Below are 15,536 nucleotides of genomic sequence, written 5' to 3'. Positions count from 1 at the left end.
TGTAATTATTTATTGCTATGTTTATTCGCCAATAAGCCTATGATACGTACCAGTTTTACTAAATGGTTTGTTTTACTAAGTTTATCCATTTCGGTGGCCTTAACTTCCTGCCAAAAAGACGAGGAAGTGAAAGATATCAGCGCGGTTAAAACATCAGGCAGTAAGGACAGCGTATCATCAGTAAACATTATCAATACTCCGGGTAATTTTCTTGCAGGTAAAGGTACTTTAAAAGTTACCATCGAAGATTCAACTTACACTTTTGATGCCAGCCAGGATTCAATTGCATTCATAAACGTGCATAATGGCGATAACAAATACTTTGGCATCACAGCAATCAATAAAGCGCATAACATGAGTTTTGGTATCAGCTCGTTAGGATTAGCTTCGGTGAAAACCAGCAGCGACGTAGCAGGAAGCCAGTTTTTATTTAAGGTTGATGAAAAAAAACCTTTACTTCAATATACCCTTACCAAATATGCCGGGCAACAGGATTTTGGCAAGATTGATATGGACCAGTATAATCACGAAAATATGATTGCTAAAGGTACTTTCTTTACCTTTTTAGCTAAAGACGATAAGTCTGACTCTCCTTTTTACCGTGTTGAGGGAAGCTTCGAGCTACAGCTCAAATAAAATCCGGTTTTGTTTTTAACATTGGTTTGGAAATTTTATTCAGTAATATGAAGGTAAAAAAGCCATTACCTGATGATCATTAGTGCCGGGCGAGGCAGGAATCCGGCTCTTTTTTTGTACCTTTACGCAAATTTTAAAAACATTGATGAAAGTATTTATTGCAGGTCTTCCTTTAGAAGTAGATGAGGCCGAATTAACAGCTGTTTTTGGTGATTTTGGGCCGGTTAAATCGCTCAGGATCATTAAAGATCGCGAAACAAAAGAGAGTAAGGGTTTTGGTTTTGTGGAGATGGTTAACGAGGATGAAGCGAAAGAAGCGATACGTTGCATGAATGGAGCAAGTTATTATGGCCGCAGAATCACGGTTAACGTAGCCGAAGATAAAGGTCCTGGCTTTAACGGCGGTGGCCAAAAAGGTGGCTTCAGGCGTAATTAATACCCACTAAAACATTTATTCTTCATTTCAAAAATATTAGCCGGCTTAGTCCGGCTTTTTTGTTTTTATCTGCAACGCTGAATCATATAATTAAAATGGTGTTAAATAATTGAATGAACAAGAGTTGCGGGAAAAAGAATAATTTAGTATGTTTATTAGTGATTGGTAAGCCTCTGAATTTTAATAAATTATCATATAATAACCTTAACCGCGGTTTTATGGCTAATTATGGTTACTTTTTACATTGTCCGCACCCGGGAATTCCTGAGCTTATTGTAGATTTAAAATAACTACGGTGGGTTCTTTTTTTAAATCGGTAATAGCAGCGACTGTGCTATGGTTTACGGCTTTTACAGCTTTTAGCCAGGAGCCACCTGACCTTACTTATGTTACACCCAACGTTTATGGTGTAGGTACAACAATACCTGAGTTATTTCCTTCTAATTCACGCGGCCCCGTGCCTGCTACTATTTATGGCGAAACGAAGGTTATAGCTGGAACAGGCCAATTAGGGAACGTTAATGGTGATGCAGCTACTGCGCAATTTAAATTGCCGTACGGTATTAGCATAGATGCCAGCGGCAATATGTATATTGCTGAAAGCGGAGGAGGAATCCGCATGATAACTGCCTTGAGGCAGGTTTCATCAATTGGTACGGATGCCTTGCCTGGTCCGCCTTTTAATGTGCCTAAGCTTAACAATCCCCGAGGGATAGTTAAGGATAAAAGCGGGAATTTATTTGTAGCAAATTACAGTAACCATAACATATTAAAAATTATGCCTTCGGGCTCAATTACTGTATTTGCAGGAATTAATCAAAGCGGCACTGCTGATGGTCCGGGTAATGTGGCAAATATTATCAATCCCAACGGTATTGCTATTGACAGGGATGATAATCTGTATGTGTCTGATGGTAATAATGCGATTCGTAAAATATCTCCGTCGGGTTATGTATATACCCTTGCCGGCCAGCCTGCTGCAGGTACTTTAGATGGGATTGGGCCTGCCGCTCAGTTTAATAGGCCAGCCGGGCTCACAGTTGATAAAAACGGGAATGTTTATGTCGCTGATCAAGGCGGCTTTGTGATTCGTAAGATTACTCCTAATGGGCGGGTTACAACAATTGCGGGCAGTGGAGTTTTTGGAACGAACGACGGAAATGGGACAGCGGCCAGTTTTCAATCTCCTGTGGGGATAACTATTGATGCCTCGGGTAATTTATATGTAACTGATAGTGGAACGGGGACTATAAGACGAATTTTACCTAATGGCGACGTTAAAACTATAGCTGGAGGTGGTCCGGTAGGAGCCGAAAGTGGGGTTGGTGCCGATGTGCATTTTAGCAGCCCAAGCGGTATCGCAATAGGACCGGATGGCAATTTATATGTAGCTGAATATGGCAAAAATTCTATAAAGCGGGTTATAGCAACAGGTTATATTATTGATAAACCTTTGCCTCCCGGTCTTGTTTTTGATCCTAAAACCGGGGTAATAACCGGAACTCCTACGGTAACCTGGCCGGCTACCGATTATAAAGTTACCGCATTCAATGCTGGCGGTAGCGCAAGTTTTGTGATAAACATTAGCGTAAACACGGTTGCTGCGCCTGCAATTGTAGTGGGCCGCGTAACTGGAACAATGAGTACCTGTTTTGGGGCTGCCTCAACAAGTTATCAGAAATTTACCTTGTCTGGTACAAATCTTATTAACAATATTAGCGTAAGTGCTCCTGCTGCAGGGTTTGAGATTTCGTTATCGCCAACAGGAGGCTATACCAATAGCTTTACAGTTAACCAGGCAACGTTGGGTACGGCCGGTGTTGAGGTTTATATACGTTTGTCGGCTGAAGCGGTAGTAGGAGTGTGGACGGGTAATTTGTATATACATTCGCTTGGCGCTAATGATGCTGTTGCAGTTGCAACAGGCGTAGTAAATGAATCGGTTACACCGGCTGTTAGTATTGCTCAACAGAATTTAGGGTGCGCTGGCCAGCCGGTAACATTTGTTGCTACACCAATAAATCAAGGGGGCAACCCAATTTACCGGTGGTTTGTAAATGATGTTGATCAGGGTGTAAATAGTACTACGTTTACAACCTCATCAGTTACAAGTACTGATGCAATAACATTTATATTAACTAATACCGATAACTGTGCCACAATTGCCGATTCGCGCTCCAATAAATTATTTCCGCGATATAGGCAAGTAGTACCTGCGGTGCATATCAGCCAGCAAGCTTTAGTTTGCTCAGGCGAACCGGTTACTTTTGTGGCAACACCAACCGATGCTGGTGTTAATCCCATTTATCAATGGTATGTAAATGGAAATGCACAGGACGAAAATAGCCTTAGCTTTACACCGGCTACAATAAACAAATCTGATATTGTAACCTTTAGTTTAACCAATACCAGTGATTGTACTTTTAAAGCAACGGAAAAGTCAAATTCGTTGACTCCTCAATATAAACCACAGATAACGCCGGAGGTAAGCATTAATCAACAGATTTTAAGTTGTCCCGGCGAACAGGTGATACTTGTGGCCTTATCAACAAACGGTGGTGATCATGCCAATTATCAGTGGTATGTAAACGGAAGTCCTCAGGGTGCCAACAGCGTGAATTTTATAAGTTCTGAAATTAGCAGTAGTGATATAATAACGGTTACGCTCACCAATACCACCGATTGTACAAGCACGCCATCTGTTACTTCGGCCTCGGCATCGCCCATGTATATACCATTAACATTCCCAATAGTGACGGTAGAACAGCCAGATTTAGCTTGTCAGGGGCGGTCGGTCACATTTGTGGCAAATACCCATGGGACTGAGATCGCTAATTCTGTTTACCGCTGGGAGATTAATAATGTCGATCAGCATAATAACAATAAAACGTTTCCTGCGCCCACCACCATAACGGCTGCCGATAAGGTGACTGTTACGCTGATTAATACAAGCGATTGCGGTCCTTTGAGTGCGATTTCAACTCCGGTATCGCCTATATATAAGCCATTAGTAACACCAACAGTAACAGTGGAACAGCTCAACATAGGTTGCTCGGGCCAGCCTGTAACTTTTGTGGCTAATACCAATAGGAGCGAAGGTATTAACCCTGTATATCGCTGGCGGGTTAACGGTGTCGATCAAAATAATAATGGAAAAACATTTCCGGCACCTGCAACTATTACCGCTGCCGATAAAGTAACTGTTACCCTCGTCAATACCAGTGATTGTACCGATAATCCCGCTGGTGTAACCTCTCTTCCGATATCGCCTGTATATAAGTCATTGGTAACACCAACAGTAACAGTGGAACAGCCCAACATAGTTTGCTCGGGCCAGCCTGTAACTTTTGTGGCTAATACCAATGGGAGCGAAGGTATTAACCCTGTATATCGCTGGCGGGTTAACGGTGTCGATCAAAATAATAATGGAAAAACATTTCCGGCACCTGCAACTATTACCGCTGCCGATAAAGTAACTGTTACCCTCCTCAATACCAGTGATTGTACCGATGATCCCGCTGGTGTAACCTCTCTTCCGGTATCGCCTGTATATAAGCCATTAGTAACACCAACAGTAACAGTGGAACAGCTCAACATAGTTTGCTCGGGCCAGCCTGTAACTTTTGTGGCTAATACCAATAGGAGCGAAGGTATTAACCCTGTATATCGCTGGCGGGTTAACGGTATCGATCAAAATAATAATGAAAAAACATTTCCGGCACCTGCAACTATTACCGCTGCCGATAAAGTAACTGTTACCCTCGTCAATACCAGTGATTGTACCGATAATCCCGCTGGTGTAACCTCTCTTCCGGTATCACCTGTATATAAACCTCAAATTACTCCAATTGTAACTATTGCTTCTTCGTCGATTTATCCCGCCTGCGAGGGGGCAGATCAAACCTTTATGGCCGTATCGCCTAATGCGGGCAGTACCCCAACCTACCAGTGGCAATTGAACCATGTTAACGTTGGCGAAAACAGCGATAAGTTTACAAGTAATACCCTGAAAAACGGTGATGTGTTAACCTGCACAATAAGCAGCGCTGCACAATGTACAATGCCTGGTACCAGCAATGAGCTTTCCATTGAAACTAAAGCGTTGCCTACTGTGGCATTTAACGGAGAGCTTACTATAAAAAGGGGTGAAAGTATTGCCTTGTCCCCAGTTAAATCAGATGATATTATAGATTATAGTTGGTCGCCTTCAGTTGGATTAAATAATTCAGTTATCTCAAGCCCAACTGCGTCGCCAACGGTAACCACTGTTTATAGGTTAACCGTAACAACAGCAGGCGGATGTCAGGCCTCAGCCGCCATCAAAGTTAACGTGCTTGAACAAATGGTTATCCCGAATGCTTTTACCCCTAACGGGGATGGTATTAACGATACCTGGAGTATAGCCGGGCTTGCCGCATATCCAAATTGCATCGTGAATGTGTTTAACAGATATGGCGCCGGAATATTCCGTTCGGTAGGTTATGCTAAAAACTGGAACGGATCTTTCAATGGGTATGTGCTGCCGGCCGGGACTTATTATTATGTAGTTGACCTTAAAGATGGTAAGAAACCGCTGTCGGGGTACGTAACACTTTTAAAGTGATATATGCAAGCCAGCGCAATTAAGTAACTTGTTGCTTATGATGCTTGTGCCAGTGAATTATTAATATCGAGGTTATTAAGTAAGCTGTCAAGCTTGAGGTTAAATTCTTTCAATTTGATATCACCTCTTTCAAAAGCTCCTGTTAAGCGTGTCAGTTCCTGTTCAATACTTGTTACAATGGCATTATTGGCATTAGCGCCATTCTTTTGCAAATCTTCAATTACTTCTATTTTATGTTCTGCAGCTTTAAGCAGGTATAGTTGTTGCACATCGGCGGTTATATGACTATTGTCGCCAGCTTTTGTGTTTTGCCGTTTGTTAAATTCAACTAAAATTATGGCAGCAACGATAGCCGCGATTACCAGTATCATGATAGGTTCCATCTTCTTCTCTTTTATTACAACTTTATCACTCCCGGCAGAGGCCTGCGGTTTATAATTACTATAAATATAATTGAATAAAAAATAAACTAAAAAGGCATTGTTGATAAAATCCCCATTTGTGAATAACTATTGAGAAATGGTTGTGGGTTTTGTGTAAATATGTGAAGCTTTAAGGAAACAGGTTAGCTATGCCGGGTAGCTGTTGTAGGTTGCCTATTGAGCCGTTTTTCGTAGCACAGAAATCTTAAACCCGGCCTTATATCCAGGCTAATCTCGCCCGCCAAAACATAGCCCAGCTTTGGGAACAGCTTTTGCGTTGCCAGGTTCGCAATATTGGTGTCAATTCGTAATATATTTATTCCTCGCTGTGCAGCTTCATGTTCGGCCTGCATGAGAAGTGCTGCAGCGACGCCCCGACCCCGGTAGTTAATGTTTACAGCAAGCCGATGCGTAACTATGGCAGCTTCGTCGATATCAAGCCCGGCCTGTGCATATTCTGCATCCTGATCGGTAGTTATGGCAGCCACACCTGCTATTGCTCCTGTAGCTTCGGCTACCCAAAGCTGGTTAAGGTTAATGTCTTCTGTAAATACTTGTTTATTGGGGTAGTCATAATTCCATTGAAAATTACCTGTTGCCTTCATGCCAGGTATTACTTCAGCTACAAAAGCTAATATCTGCGGTATATCATTGAGGGTAGCCAGCCGGATTATCATTTTATCTGTCAAGCAAATCGTAATTAAAAATAGGGAAGTTTTAAGTCATGATAGCTAATTTTTGTAACAAATGACCAGTTTATTTCACCATGGGCGTTTTTTAATGAGGTTTTCGATGTTGATTTTATAAGTATGATAACCGCTCACCGGGCAGGTAACAATGGCGGTGGAATTTGTTGTTCTTTTAATAAATTCTACCGCCATGCGGGTTAATGGTTATGCTTTTTGTGAATGTCTTTAACAAGGCAAAGTTTTTTAATGTCGGCTACTTTTATAATAAATGGGGCATATTTGAGCCGGTTGCCAACCATTTCGGTTGTATTATCTGAATGTGCAATTACTTCATCAAGGCTATCACCTGCAAGCAGGCGTTTATACATTCGGTAATCTCCCCACTCAATGTAATAAACCTCGCCGGGCAGGATCTTTTTGTCATGAATTATTTTTAGTGCAACCCAGCAGCCGTTTTCAAGATATGGGTACATACTGTGCCCCCAAACCGGAAGTGCGAAATCGCAATCCTCAATGCCCGGGAAATTCATATGACCAACCGGCTGTGAATCATTAATGTCGTTATATACTTCTACGCCTGAAGCGGTTGCAGAAATTTCATACATAGGTATGCCCTCACTGTGTTTGGATATAGGTTTTGATTCAGAGAAATTCTGTTTTTTGTCCCCTGTTATGTAGTCTTTGTATTTTTCTTTAAAAACACGGAGTTTTTCTGGGTCTATGTTCTGCCGGCTCTTTATTATTTCGGTGATCGAGCTTGGCGAGTTAAAGCCTAACGCTTCAGCTAATTGAGCATTTCCGTTAAAGGCTTTTCCCTTAAGTTGGTTATAAAGTATGATAAACTCCAATGTTTCGGGGCGTACAATCTTTATTTTGTTTGGTTTTATCTCGTCTTCCATGATGAAAATAATTTAAAGATTTTTCTTGATTATAATAAAGATTATTCTGTATATTTGTTTCGTTGATAATTGCTAATGTAAGTCAAATTATTCACAAATCAAAATGTTCGGTTCGTTTTATAAAGAGTATTCTTTTATTTAAATACAATATTCTGTAATTTAAAATCAAGAAATAATATCAATAAATAATCAATATCATACTACCATGCATATAGCATTTTCGGCCCTGCGGCAATTGACAGGAGGTAATAACAATCAAGATAATCGGGATACTGTGAATGAACATGAGGCTTTACAGCGCTTTGAGGGTTACAAAACTGCATGTGAAAAATATAGAGATGAAATTGCTGCTATCCAAAAGTATATGCCGGGATGGATGCCCGCTTTTAACGGTAATAACCTGGTTGCAGGTATTACGGCCTAAAATGCTCAATTAAAATAATACGAATCAATACACTAATTATCATGATAAAAATTTCTCAAAAACTTAAAAGTCAGCTTTGGTGGCTTATTATATCGGTTGATTATGATTACAGCCGGATAACTATTGCCGAGCACGATATTACCGATGAAGTACTTACTTTGTGGCTGGAGGATAAACAGGATTTTAAAAACTCAATTGATGAATGCCTCCAAGTAGATATCCGGGTTCGTGACCTGGCCCGGATCATTAAAACCGAAAACCTGAATAGTTACGAGGGGAGCAAATTGCACCCAACCAAAAACTTTGCTTACAAGGCCCGCATCGAAATTAACACCCCCTTGCTATGGTATAAAGAGGATGCCTCGTCACTTGAACAGCACTGGACCCGCGAAGCTGTATTGAAAGCTTTGCTTACACAACTTGTAGAAGAGGGTGCTGCGAGCGATTATACGTATTAAGTTATCTATAAAATATGCTGTTTGGCATTGTTTGCATATCGCCACCCGTGTACAAAAAGCAATGTTGTATCACCTTTACCCGTATCTTTGTAAGCAATATAACTCCATGGTTGCTGATTTTTACGGTGCACTTATCAGTTGCGTTTTTGTTTTGCGGGTGCTGGGTGCAGGCATACCACAGTCCAATTGAGGTTGCCAGTGAAAACAATGCGGGTAACTTTTTCATACAGGCAGATAATTATATGCGGCAGTTTCGCTATGTAAATTCCGTCTATGAAATAGGTTGCAGCAAACGTTTAACTTATTTTAACAAAGCGATCATTGTTGCATGAAGAAGGGCCGGGACGCAGGTCCCGACGCTATTTTACCTTTACCAACTGTTGTTCTTTTTCAATATGCTCAACGAGCTCCAAATCTTCGCTAACAGCTTCGGCTTCCGGACTTGCGTAGTTTAGTTTGCGGAAACGCCACTGGGCAAAAGCAGGCTCCTGGAAGCGGTTTATCAGTTTAAAAAATTTGGGGAAATTGTGTACTTCTTCTAACAACAGGCCGGTTACAATACCATTGTTATCAAGTATTTCGCGTATGGTGTATTCCTTATCTTTAGTGATCCAGATCTCAAAGTCCTGCCGTATTTCAGCCATCTTTTCAGGATCTATTTTGTCGTTTATACAAATTACCTTATCGCCCGGTTTCATAATGATCGCAATTTTATGTATCCCTTTTGTTAAGGGATTATGAATGTAAAGGTCGGCTTTTTATGCGTATTTTAAAATTTGTGCAGGGTGGATTTTTGTGTTAGAAAAATATTCGAAAAAAGTTTTAAATATTATGCAACCTTATTTTATTGGCTTCGTATTAAAATGTATAATCAATGTTTAATATCAGAGCTTTATATGGATTATTTTTATTTGTTTATGATTGCGGGGCTCGGACTGGTATTTGTTATTTTACAGTTTGATAAGCAACAACGGAGCAGGGTTAATTTATTGCTGAAAAACGCGAATGATGTGCAGCCGTTATTGATGAAACGGTGTATGGATCAAAAAATAAATAAAATTAATGCGGGGCTCACTGTTGATAATTGTCATGCGCATATGCGCGACAATGCGAAGCAAAACATTGGGGCAAGCCTGCAACAAATAGCAGGTGATTACCATGCAGGAAAGATCAGTTTGCCGGTTTATAATGATAAGCTTGGCGAATTGCTTGAAAATTTAGGAAATAAATAATTTATTGGTTTTAACCTGAGTTTATTTTATTGTCATATATAGTTTTTGTTGGTTAGTTTTACTTTAAGGTCATTTGCTGTTGGGGCATTTGACCTTTTTTGTTTCGGTGCCTTCAATAAAGCAATTATATATTGCATGGATAAACAAAATGATTATTATTGCAGTCACTTATGTCTGACGAAGCGATTATAAAACGGTTAAAGGTAGTTGTTAAAGAGCACGGCGGCCAGCTGGGGCTTGCCGGGGCCATTGGTGTTGATCAGGGTTTTATTAGTAAGGTGATCAACAAAAAGCAGGATATTAGCTATTATCTTATCCGGAAGCTCTGTTTCCAGCTTAAATACTCGCCCGAATGGCTTATTCTTGGTACGGGCGAGAAAATGATCAACAAACCCGAATCGGCCAAGCTTATTACCGAAATACAAATGATGCGTACAGAGGTTGATATTTTGCAGGCCCGTATGCGCACCTACGAAATGGAATTGAAAGAGCTGCGCGCACAATTACATATAGAGGACAAGAAGGCGGTATAGCCACTCCAAATTCGCGTAAATGTAAAAGCCCCTTTCGGGGCTTGGTTGTTATTTATAGATCAGTTAATAGTTACTTATTATACGAGTATTGTAAACGAAAAGTTATTGTTATTTGCAATATTTTATAATAGAATCAGACGCTTCTTGTACGCCCATACTTAACGCTTTATTCATATCGGCGCAACCGTCCGTTTTATCATCAAGGGTTATTTTTGCAAGGCCCCTTTGTAAATAGGCCCGGCCTTTTTTCGCGTCGAGGCTTATAGCGGTATTACAGTCTAAAATTGCTCCGTTCAAATCTTTTAAATTTATTTTGGCGACAGCCCTGTCAATATATAGATCAGGATTGTTAGGGGCAAGTTTAAACACGGCTGCAAAATCTTCTTTCACTCCCTGGGCATCCCCGAGATTACTTTTAGCAATACCGCTATGCGAGTAAGCTTTTACATTGGTATCGTTCATATAAATGGCGTTATGATAATCATCGGCAGCGCCGGCATAATCCTTCATAGCCATTTTAGTATCGCCCCTGATTAAAAAGGTTTCGTCGTTTGAGTAAATTGACACGGCACGGTCGAGATCAGCGAGGGCGCCTTTATAGTTTTTAAGTTTGGCTTTTACAAAACCCCGCGTTTGCCATACTAAAGCGGTTGAATCTGATAATGAGTCAATTTTTAGTGCGTTGCTCAAATCGGCTATGGCGCCGTTGTTGTCTTCAGCGTCTGCTTTGGCGAGGCCCCGCTTCAACAATAGTGTGATATTTTTAGGGGCTTTAAGTACACCGGTATTATAATCGGCCATGGCCCCTTTTGCATCACCTATGGCGGCCTTTGCTTCACCCCGATAAAGGTAAAAATCAGCATTTGCAGGATTAAGTGCTATAGCCCTGGTAAATATTTGTACGCCATTGTTAGTGTATTTATAAAAATTATTGATTTTACCCAGCCGTGAATAACCATTTTGCTGTTGCGGGGCAATACTGATCAGTTTTTCGAGGTCAGTTACAGCCGCGGCATAATCACCCAGTTTGGTTTTTTCAATAGCCCGGTTTAAAAAGGCATAAGTATAAATCGGATTTATAGCAATGGCCTTCGTATAGTCGTTAATAGCAGCTGAGGGAATTCCTAAATCGCGATAAGCATCGCCGCGCGACAGGTAAGCTTCATCGCTTTTACTGTTCAGGCTGATTGCTTTTGTTAAATCACTAATCACTCCCGCGGTATCCTTCGTGGCCATTTTAGCTTTGCTTAAGGTTACGTAAGCACTTATGCTGTTAGGGTTTATTTTAATTGCCGAATCGGCATCGGCTCTGGCGCCTTCGTAATTGCCTAATGCCAGCTTTGAAAATGAACGGCTTTGGTATGCATCACCGTTTTTGGGGGCAAGGGCAATAGCTTTGTTAAAATCTTCCAAAGCGGCCTGATTATCTTTTTTGTCGCTTTTAATAATTCCACGATATAGGTACAGATTTGAATTCCGGGGGAATTGCGCAATTGCCTTGTTGAAATAATCAAGAGCACCATTGGAATCGCCCAGGCTGCTTTGGGCATTGGCCATGTAAAGCAAAAGGTTTTTAAGGTTGGGGTTGATAGCGGCTGCTTTCTTATAATCATCAACCGCGCCTTTAAAATCATTTAGTTTTGCCCTCGTATTTGCCCGATAAAAATAAGCTTCAGCGTTATCGGGATTAAGCGATAGTGTTTTGGTATAATCAGCAATGGCGCCATTATAATCGTTTATGCTGGCCTTGCTGCCTGCCATGTATTGATAGATTTCGGCGCTGTTAGGGCTTAGTTTAATAGCCATATTATAATCAGCAATGGCCCCGGTAAAATCGTTATTATTGTTTTTGGCAAGGCCTCGGTATTTATACAGATCGGCGTCGTTTGGTGTAAATTGAAGTGCCGTAGTAAAATCGGCAATGGCGCCGGTATAATCACTCATGTTACTTTTGGCATTGCCCCTGTAGTGGAACATGTCTGCAGTTTTTGGTCCCAACGCAATCGCGCGGTCAAAATCGATAATGGCCGCCTGATAATCTTGTATGGCAGCCTCTGCATTGGCTTTATATAGGTAGGCGTTGGTCAAATCGGCTTTCAGGGCAATAGCCTGTGCATAATCATTAATAGCTGCTTTATAGTCTTTAAGATTGCCATATGCATTTGCCCGGTAATAAAAAACTTCCGCGTTTTTGTTGTTTAATTCTATAGCGCGCGTAAAATCTTGTATGGCATCCTTATAATTCCTTGCATTGGCTTTTGAGTTTCCCTCCTGGATATATTTACTTGCTGTTTGGGCAAATGAACATAGCGGCAAAAAAAGCAGAAATAGAATTTTTTTCATGAACACGGCAGCGGTTTATCAAATATCAATAAAAATCTGTTATTGACTATGGCAAAACTTATACCATCATGAAATATCTTATAACTAATAAGAAATGAATGAGGGGCAGTGGGTATTGGGGTAAAATTGGGGCGTAAAAGCCCCAACGTTAAAGAGTTTAATTAAAACCAAACAGGAGTATTCCTTTATTTTTTAGATCAGTGATCAGGAAAAAGAGGCTTCGTTTGTCCTGTCCTGATTCCGTTTTTTTCCATATGCTATCGCGGCTGTACAAAGCGCAATGCACACCAATAATGCTACCTCAATAACAACGTGAATTACCGGGACGTTGCCAGGGAAGTTTGACAACAAAATACCTGCGTCCGGAACCAACAGACCAACCAGCGGGAAGCAAAAGAACATTCTTAATATTATTAATTTTTCCATAATTATTAACATTTAGTATGACAATGCTAAGGTACGTATTATTTTTTTGTAATTTAAACAAAATTTGCATTCATTTAATTGAAACCTTCAAAACCAGCCGGGTAACAATTTTGAAGGCATGTTTTATAAAATGCCTCTGCAATTTTTAATAATTATTAATTAAGTGATCATAGAACATTGTTTGCCGGTTATTGTTTTAACTTTCGTGTTTTTTTATAGATTTTTTTAGGGGTGATATAGGTTTTTAGCCCATATCAGGGGAAAATAAAAAATAAATTTTTAAATAAGCGAACGCTCACTTATTTTTGTATTGAAATGAGACCCCGCGACGAACATAAAGAACGCCAAATACGCCAGAAGGCGATAGAATTGATAGTGGCTGAAGGTCTTGACGGTTTTGGGGTAAATAAGCTTGCGCGGTCCGCGGGAGTGTCACCGGCTACCATCTATATCTATTATAAAGATAAAGAAGAATTAATAACCAGTATTTGCGTTGGGGTAGCCGAAAAGATGATGACCTTTAGTCTCCAAAATTTTTCGCCTGATATGGATTTTGCAGATGGGCTGAGGGTACAATGGCGCAACCGCCTCGAATATTTCATAGAATGTCCGTTAGACATGGAGTTTATTGAAATTATGCGCTATACCCATTTTTATGAAAAAGTAACTGCTATGCTTACCGTTAATTTTGGGCAGGTACTGGGCGCATTTATGCGTAATGCCGAAGAAAAGCAGCAACTGATCCCTTTGCCTTTTGAGGTTTATTGGGCAGTAGCATATGCGCCGCTTTATCAGCTTATCAAATTTCATAACCAGGGCAACAGCTATGTGAACAGCAGTTTTAAATTGGATGATAAACTGATGGAGCAAGCATTGGGTCTGGTATTAAAAGCATTAAAGCCTTGATTAGTATGTCAGCAATCACTATTAAACTTAATCACGTTAATTTGCCGGTGACTGATGTTACCGCCTGTTCTGATTTTTTTGAGCAATATTTTAACTTTAAATGTACCAGTGTAAAAGGTAATAATATGCTGGCCGTAATGGAAGGCGAGGATGGCTTTATCCTGGTGCTTATGGCTGATACCTTTAACCGGAATGGCAACAACAGTTACCCCGATGCTTTTCATATCGGTTTTTTGGTTGACAGCCATGAGCAGGTTGCCGAAGTTTATGACCGGCTGATAAAAGGTGGAATAGCTGTAACGCAAGCTCCGGCACCTTTGCGTGGTGGTTTTGGGTTTTATTTTAATGCTCCGGGCAATATATTAACGGAGGTTACCTGTTTAGCTTAATAAGTTTAATAATTAAGTATTAAATAAAATAATCAACTTATGGTACATGCATCAGCTTATAAAGATCCGCATCACGTGATGCTTTTTTTTGAAGAGATTGGCAACCTTGCGGATAACGAACAATGTTTAGTTGATAGAAATGGTTATTACGCTGATCTTAAAAGCAATGGCAAGGTTGTTATAAGCGGTAGTTTCTGGAACCAGGATAAAAACTTTGTAATTGTTTCTGTTTCAGACGATAATGAGCTTGTTCGTATTATTGAAAACGATCCTGCAATAAAACAAAATGTACTTGAATTGGTAAAAGCAATGCCTTTTTAACCCTTTTTTAGGGTGAAAATACGTAGTGTAAAATGGGTTAAAATACGGGGTGCGTCGTGCTTGTATATCCGTATACTGCACAATATTTTTGTGTAAACGGATGCCCATGGAGCCTTTTGAACTAAGAGTTAATAAGCGGACTTATAAAATTATACCTTCGGTTGTTAATGAAACCACCTTCAGTGTATTAAACTACTCGGCTTTTTACACCATAACCCGGTTAACAAAAGGTTGCTGGGAAATTATTGAGCATCGTTTCGGAGATCATCTGATCCCTCTGCAGGAAATAGGCCGCTCAATTGAGGAGTATTATAAACTCTGATGCTGTTAATTATTAAAAACTTCCATTAACCATATCGAAAATATTTATTGCTTTTTAATAAATATTATTTTTTATTAATCTTTAAAGTTTTAAATTAGACGTATTAAACTTATACCTTAAATATTATGGAAAAATTAGCAATTTTAAGAATGTTTGCCGGCTTTCCATTGCTCGGCTTATTACTGCCTGATATTTCTACTTTTATAGTCGGCCGCTTTCAAGATATTTCGCCGTTTCATATTTATATTGAATGTTTTTTATTCCTTTTTATAATTGCTTGTACATTGGGCATAGCCTATATCCGGAAATTTGGCGACAGGCCTGGTTCGCAGTTGCAATAATAAATTACGGGCCTCAGCCAGTTACCCGTAGTTTTTAACATTAATCATTATAAACAAGATATATTGTTTAGTACCCTAAAAGCCCTGTTGCCCGGTTTATTTAAGCCAGGTTTTTTTGTGGCCTTACTTGTTTGAAATTAATTTAGTGTTCCGGGT

At 40.1% G+C, this 15,536-nt stretch carries 18 protein-coding genes; 12 read left to right on the top strand and 6 right to left on the bottom strand.

Translation table 11 applies throughout. From position 1 onward, the window contains the following. The first annotated feature begins 39 nt into the window (after positions 1–39). From ABIC84_RS07040 to ABIC84_RS07030, 3 genes are all read left to right on the top strand, one after another. Positions 40–636 (top strand): hypothetical protein, encoded by a 597-nt coding sequence (locus ABIC84_RS07040; protein WP_091163239.1) that lies wholly within the window; start codon positions 40–42, stop codon positions 634–636. Between the two features lie 145 nt (positions 637–781). Then, positions 782–1,072, top strand: a complete 291-nt coding sequence (locus ABIC84_RS07035) for an RNA recognition motif domain-containing protein (RefSeq protein ID WP_090523751.1) — start codon at positions 782–784, stop codon at positions 1,070–1,072. A gap of 295 nt (positions 1,073–1,367) precedes the next feature. Next, complete coding sequence (locus ABIC84_RS07030) at positions 1,368–5,675, top strand: gliding motility-associated C-terminal domain-containing protein (RefSeq protein ID WP_429263121.1); 4,308 nt, start codon at positions 1,368–1,370, stop codon at positions 5,673–5,675. Positions 5,676–5,710: 35 nt separating this feature from the next. Here ABIC84_RS07030 and ABIC84_RS07025 read toward each other — a convergent pair whose 3' ends face one another. From ABIC84_RS07025 to ABIC84_RS07015, 3 genes are all read right to left on the bottom strand, one after another. Next, a complete protein-coding gene (locus ABIC84_RS07025) occupies positions 5,711–6,058 on the bottom strand; it encodes a hypothetical protein (protein WP_426580713.1) in 348 nt (115 codons plus the stop codon). 182 nt (positions 6,059–6,240) lie between these two features. Then, positions 6,241–6,774, bottom strand: a complete 534-nt coding sequence (locus ABIC84_RS07020; protein WP_426580711.1) for a GNAT family N-acetyltransferase — start codon at positions 6,772–6,774, stop codon at positions 6,241–6,243. A gap of 209 nt (positions 6,775–6,983) precedes the next feature. After that, positions 6,984–7,685: a S24 family peptidase gene (locus tag ABIC84_RS07015; RefSeq protein WP_426580709.1), complete on the bottom strand. Its 702-nt coding sequence runs from the start codon at positions 7,683–7,685 to the stop codon at positions 6,984–6,986. Positions 7,686–7,890: 205 nt separating this feature from the next. Here ABIC84_RS07015 and ABIC84_RS07010 point away from each other — a divergent pair, with 205 nt between their 5' ends. After that, a complete protein-coding gene (locus ABIC84_RS07010) occupies positions 7,891–8,109 on the top strand; it encodes a hypothetical protein (protein ID WP_429263120.1) in 219 nt (72 codons plus the stop codon). Positions 8,110–8,150: 41 nt separating this feature from the next. After that, positions 8,151–8,567, top strand: coding sequence for a hypothetical protein (locus tag ABIC84_RS07005; RefSeq protein WP_429263119.1), 417 nt, complete (start codon positions 8,151–8,153; stop codon positions 8,565–8,567). A 359-nt stretch (positions 8,568–8,926) separates the two neighbouring features. On the opposite strand, the gene ABIC84_RS07000 is transcribed toward ABIC84_RS07005, so the two are convergent. Beyond that, entirely contained in the window at positions 8,927–9,265 is a 339-nt protein-coding gene (locus ABIC84_RS07000) for a hypothetical protein (RefSeq protein ID WP_091163246.1), read from the bottom strand. Between the two features lie 198 nt (positions 9,266–9,463). On the opposite strand from ABIC84_RS07000, the gene ABIC84_RS06995 reads away from it, so the two are divergent. Together ABIC84_RS06995 and ABIC84_RS06990 are read left to right on the top strand one after the other, a co-directional pair. Beyond that, a complete protein-coding gene (locus tag ABIC84_RS06995; RefSeq protein ID WP_429263118.1) occupies positions 9,464–9,799 on the top strand; it encodes a hypothetical protein in 336 nt (111 codons plus the stop codon). Between the two features lie 170 nt (positions 9,800–9,969). Beyond that, complete coding sequence (locus ABIC84_RS06990; protein WP_429263117.1) at positions 9,970–10,332, top strand: hypothetical protein; 363 nt, start codon at positions 9,970–9,972, stop codon at positions 10,330–10,332. Positions 10,333–10,440: 108 nt separating this feature from the next. On the opposite strand, the gene ABIC84_RS06985 is transcribed toward ABIC84_RS06990, so the two are convergent. Further along, a complete protein-coding gene (locus ABIC84_RS06985; protein ID WP_429263116.1) occupies positions 10,441–12,675 on the bottom strand; it encodes a tetratricopeptide repeat protein in 2,235 nt (744 codons plus the stop codon). A 204-nt stretch (positions 12,676–12,879) separates the two neighbouring features. Then, the gene (locus ABIC84_RS06980) at positions 12,880–13,101 is read right to left on the bottom strand and encodes a hypothetical protein (protein ID WP_426580697.1); all 222 of its coding nucleotides are present in this window, start codon (positions 13,099–13,101) and stop codon (positions 12,880–12,882) included. Between the two features lie 315 nt (positions 13,102–13,416). Here ABIC84_RS06980 and ABIC84_RS06975 point away from each other — a divergent pair, with 315 nt between their 5' ends. From ABIC84_RS06975 to ABIC84_RS06955, 5 genes are all read left to right on the top strand, one after another. Beyond that, positions 13,417–14,007 (top strand): TetR/AcrR family transcriptional regulator, encoded by a 591-nt coding sequence (locus tag ABIC84_RS06975; protein ID WP_429263115.1) that lies wholly within the window; start codon positions 13,417–13,419, stop codon positions 14,005–14,007. Between the two features lie 5 nt (positions 14,008–14,012). Further along, entirely contained in the window at positions 14,013–14,396 is a 384-nt protein-coding gene (locus ABIC84_RS06970; RefSeq protein ID WP_429263114.1) for a VOC family protein, read from the top strand. Positions 14,397–14,435: 39 nt separating this feature from the next. Further along, positions 14,436–14,717 (top strand): hypothetical protein, encoded by a 282-nt coding sequence (locus ABIC84_RS06965; protein ID WP_426580691.1) that lies wholly within the window; start codon positions 14,436–14,438, stop codon positions 14,715–14,717. 106 nt (positions 14,718–14,823) lie between these two features. Continuing rightward, a complete protein-coding gene (locus tag ABIC84_RS06960) occupies positions 14,824–15,039 on the top strand; it encodes a hypothetical protein (protein WP_426580689.1) in 216 nt (71 codons plus the stop codon). Positions 15,040–15,164: 125 nt separating this feature from the next. Further along, positions 15,165–15,380 carry a hypothetical protein gene (locus ABIC84_RS06955; protein WP_354481347.1) on the top strand — a complete coding sequence of 72 codons (216 nt, stop codon included), beginning with the start codon at positions 15,165–15,167 and terminating at the stop codon, positions 15,378–15,380. Positions 15,381–15,536: the final 156 nt, after the last annotated feature.

The organism is Mucilaginibacter sp. 3215 (assembly GCF_050433785.1).
Taxonomy (GTDB): Bacteria; Bacteroidota; Bacteroidia; order Sphingobacteriales; family Sphingobacteriaceae; genus Mucilaginibacter.
Note: the sequence above shows the minus strand (reverse complement) of the source record. Positions and strands in the feature narration are given on the sequence as shown.

Bases quoted from the DNA above. Each gene is read 5' to 3' on its own strand.
- ABIC84_RS06975 (WP_429263115.1), top strand. From the start codon at position 13,417: ATGAGACCCCGCGACGAACATAAAGAACGCCAAATACGCCAGAAGGCG.
- ABIC84_RS07015 (WP_426580709.1), bottom strand. From the start codon at position 7,685: ATGGAAGACGAGATAAAACCAAACAAAATAAAGATTGTACGCCCCGAA.
- ABIC84_RS06980 (WP_426580697.1), bottom strand. From the start codon at position 13,101: ATGGAAAAATTAATAATATTAAGAATGTTCTTTTGCTTCCCGCTGGTT.
- ABIC84_RS06955 (WP_354481347.1), top strand. From the start codon at position 15,165: ATGGAAAAATTAGCAATTTTAAGAATGTTTGCCGGCTTTCCATTGCTC.
- ABIC84_RS07005 (WP_429263119.1), top strand. From the start codon at position 8,151: ATGATAAAAATTTCTCAAAAACTTAAAAGTCAGCTTTGGTGGCTTATT.
- ABIC84_RS06970 (WP_429263114.1), top strand. From the start codon at position 14,013: ATGTCAGCAATCACTATTAAACTTAATCACGTTAATTTGCCGGTGACT.
- ABIC84_RS06960 (WP_426580689.1), top strand. From the start codon at position 14,824: ATGGAGCCTTTTGAACTAAGAGTTAATAAGCGGACTTATAAAATTATA.
- ABIC84_RS07040 (WP_091163239.1), top strand. From the start codon at position 40: ATGATACGTACCAGTTTTACTAAATGGTTTGTTTTACTAAGTTTATCC.
- ABIC84_RS06995 (WP_429263118.1), top strand. From the start codon at position 9,464: ATGGATTATTTTTATTTGTTTATGATTGCGGGGCTCGGACTGGTATTT.
- ABIC84_RS06985 (WP_429263116.1), bottom strand. From the start codon at position 12,675: ATGAAAAAAATTCTATTTCTGCTTTTTTTGCCGCTATGTTCATTTGCC.
- ABIC84_RS07010 (WP_429263120.1), top strand. From the start codon at position 7,891: ATGCATATAGCATTTTCGGCCCTGCGGCAATTGACAGGAGGTAATAAC.
- ABIC84_RS06990 (WP_429263117.1), top strand. From the start codon at position 9,970: ATGTCTGACGAAGCGATTATAAAACGGTTAAAGGTAGTTGTTAAAGAG.
- ABIC84_RS07020 (WP_426580711.1), bottom strand. From the start codon at position 6,774: ATGATAATCCGGCTGGCTACCCTCAATGATATACCGCAGATATTAGCT.
- ABIC84_RS06965 (WP_426580691.1), top strand. From the start codon at position 14,436: ATGGTACATGCATCAGCTTATAAAGATCCGCATCACGTGATGCTTTTT.
- ABIC84_RS07000 (WP_091163246.1), bottom strand. From the start codon at position 9,265: ATGAAACCGGGCGATAAGGTAATTTGTATAAACGACAAAATAGATCCT.
- ABIC84_RS07025 (WP_426580713.1), bottom strand. From the start codon at position 6,058: ATGGAACCTATCATGATACTGGTAATCGCGGCTATCGTTGCTGCCATA.
- ABIC84_RS07035 (WP_090523751.1), top strand. From the start codon at position 782: ATGAAAGTATTTATTGCAGGTCTTCCTTTAGAAGTAGATGAGGCCGAA.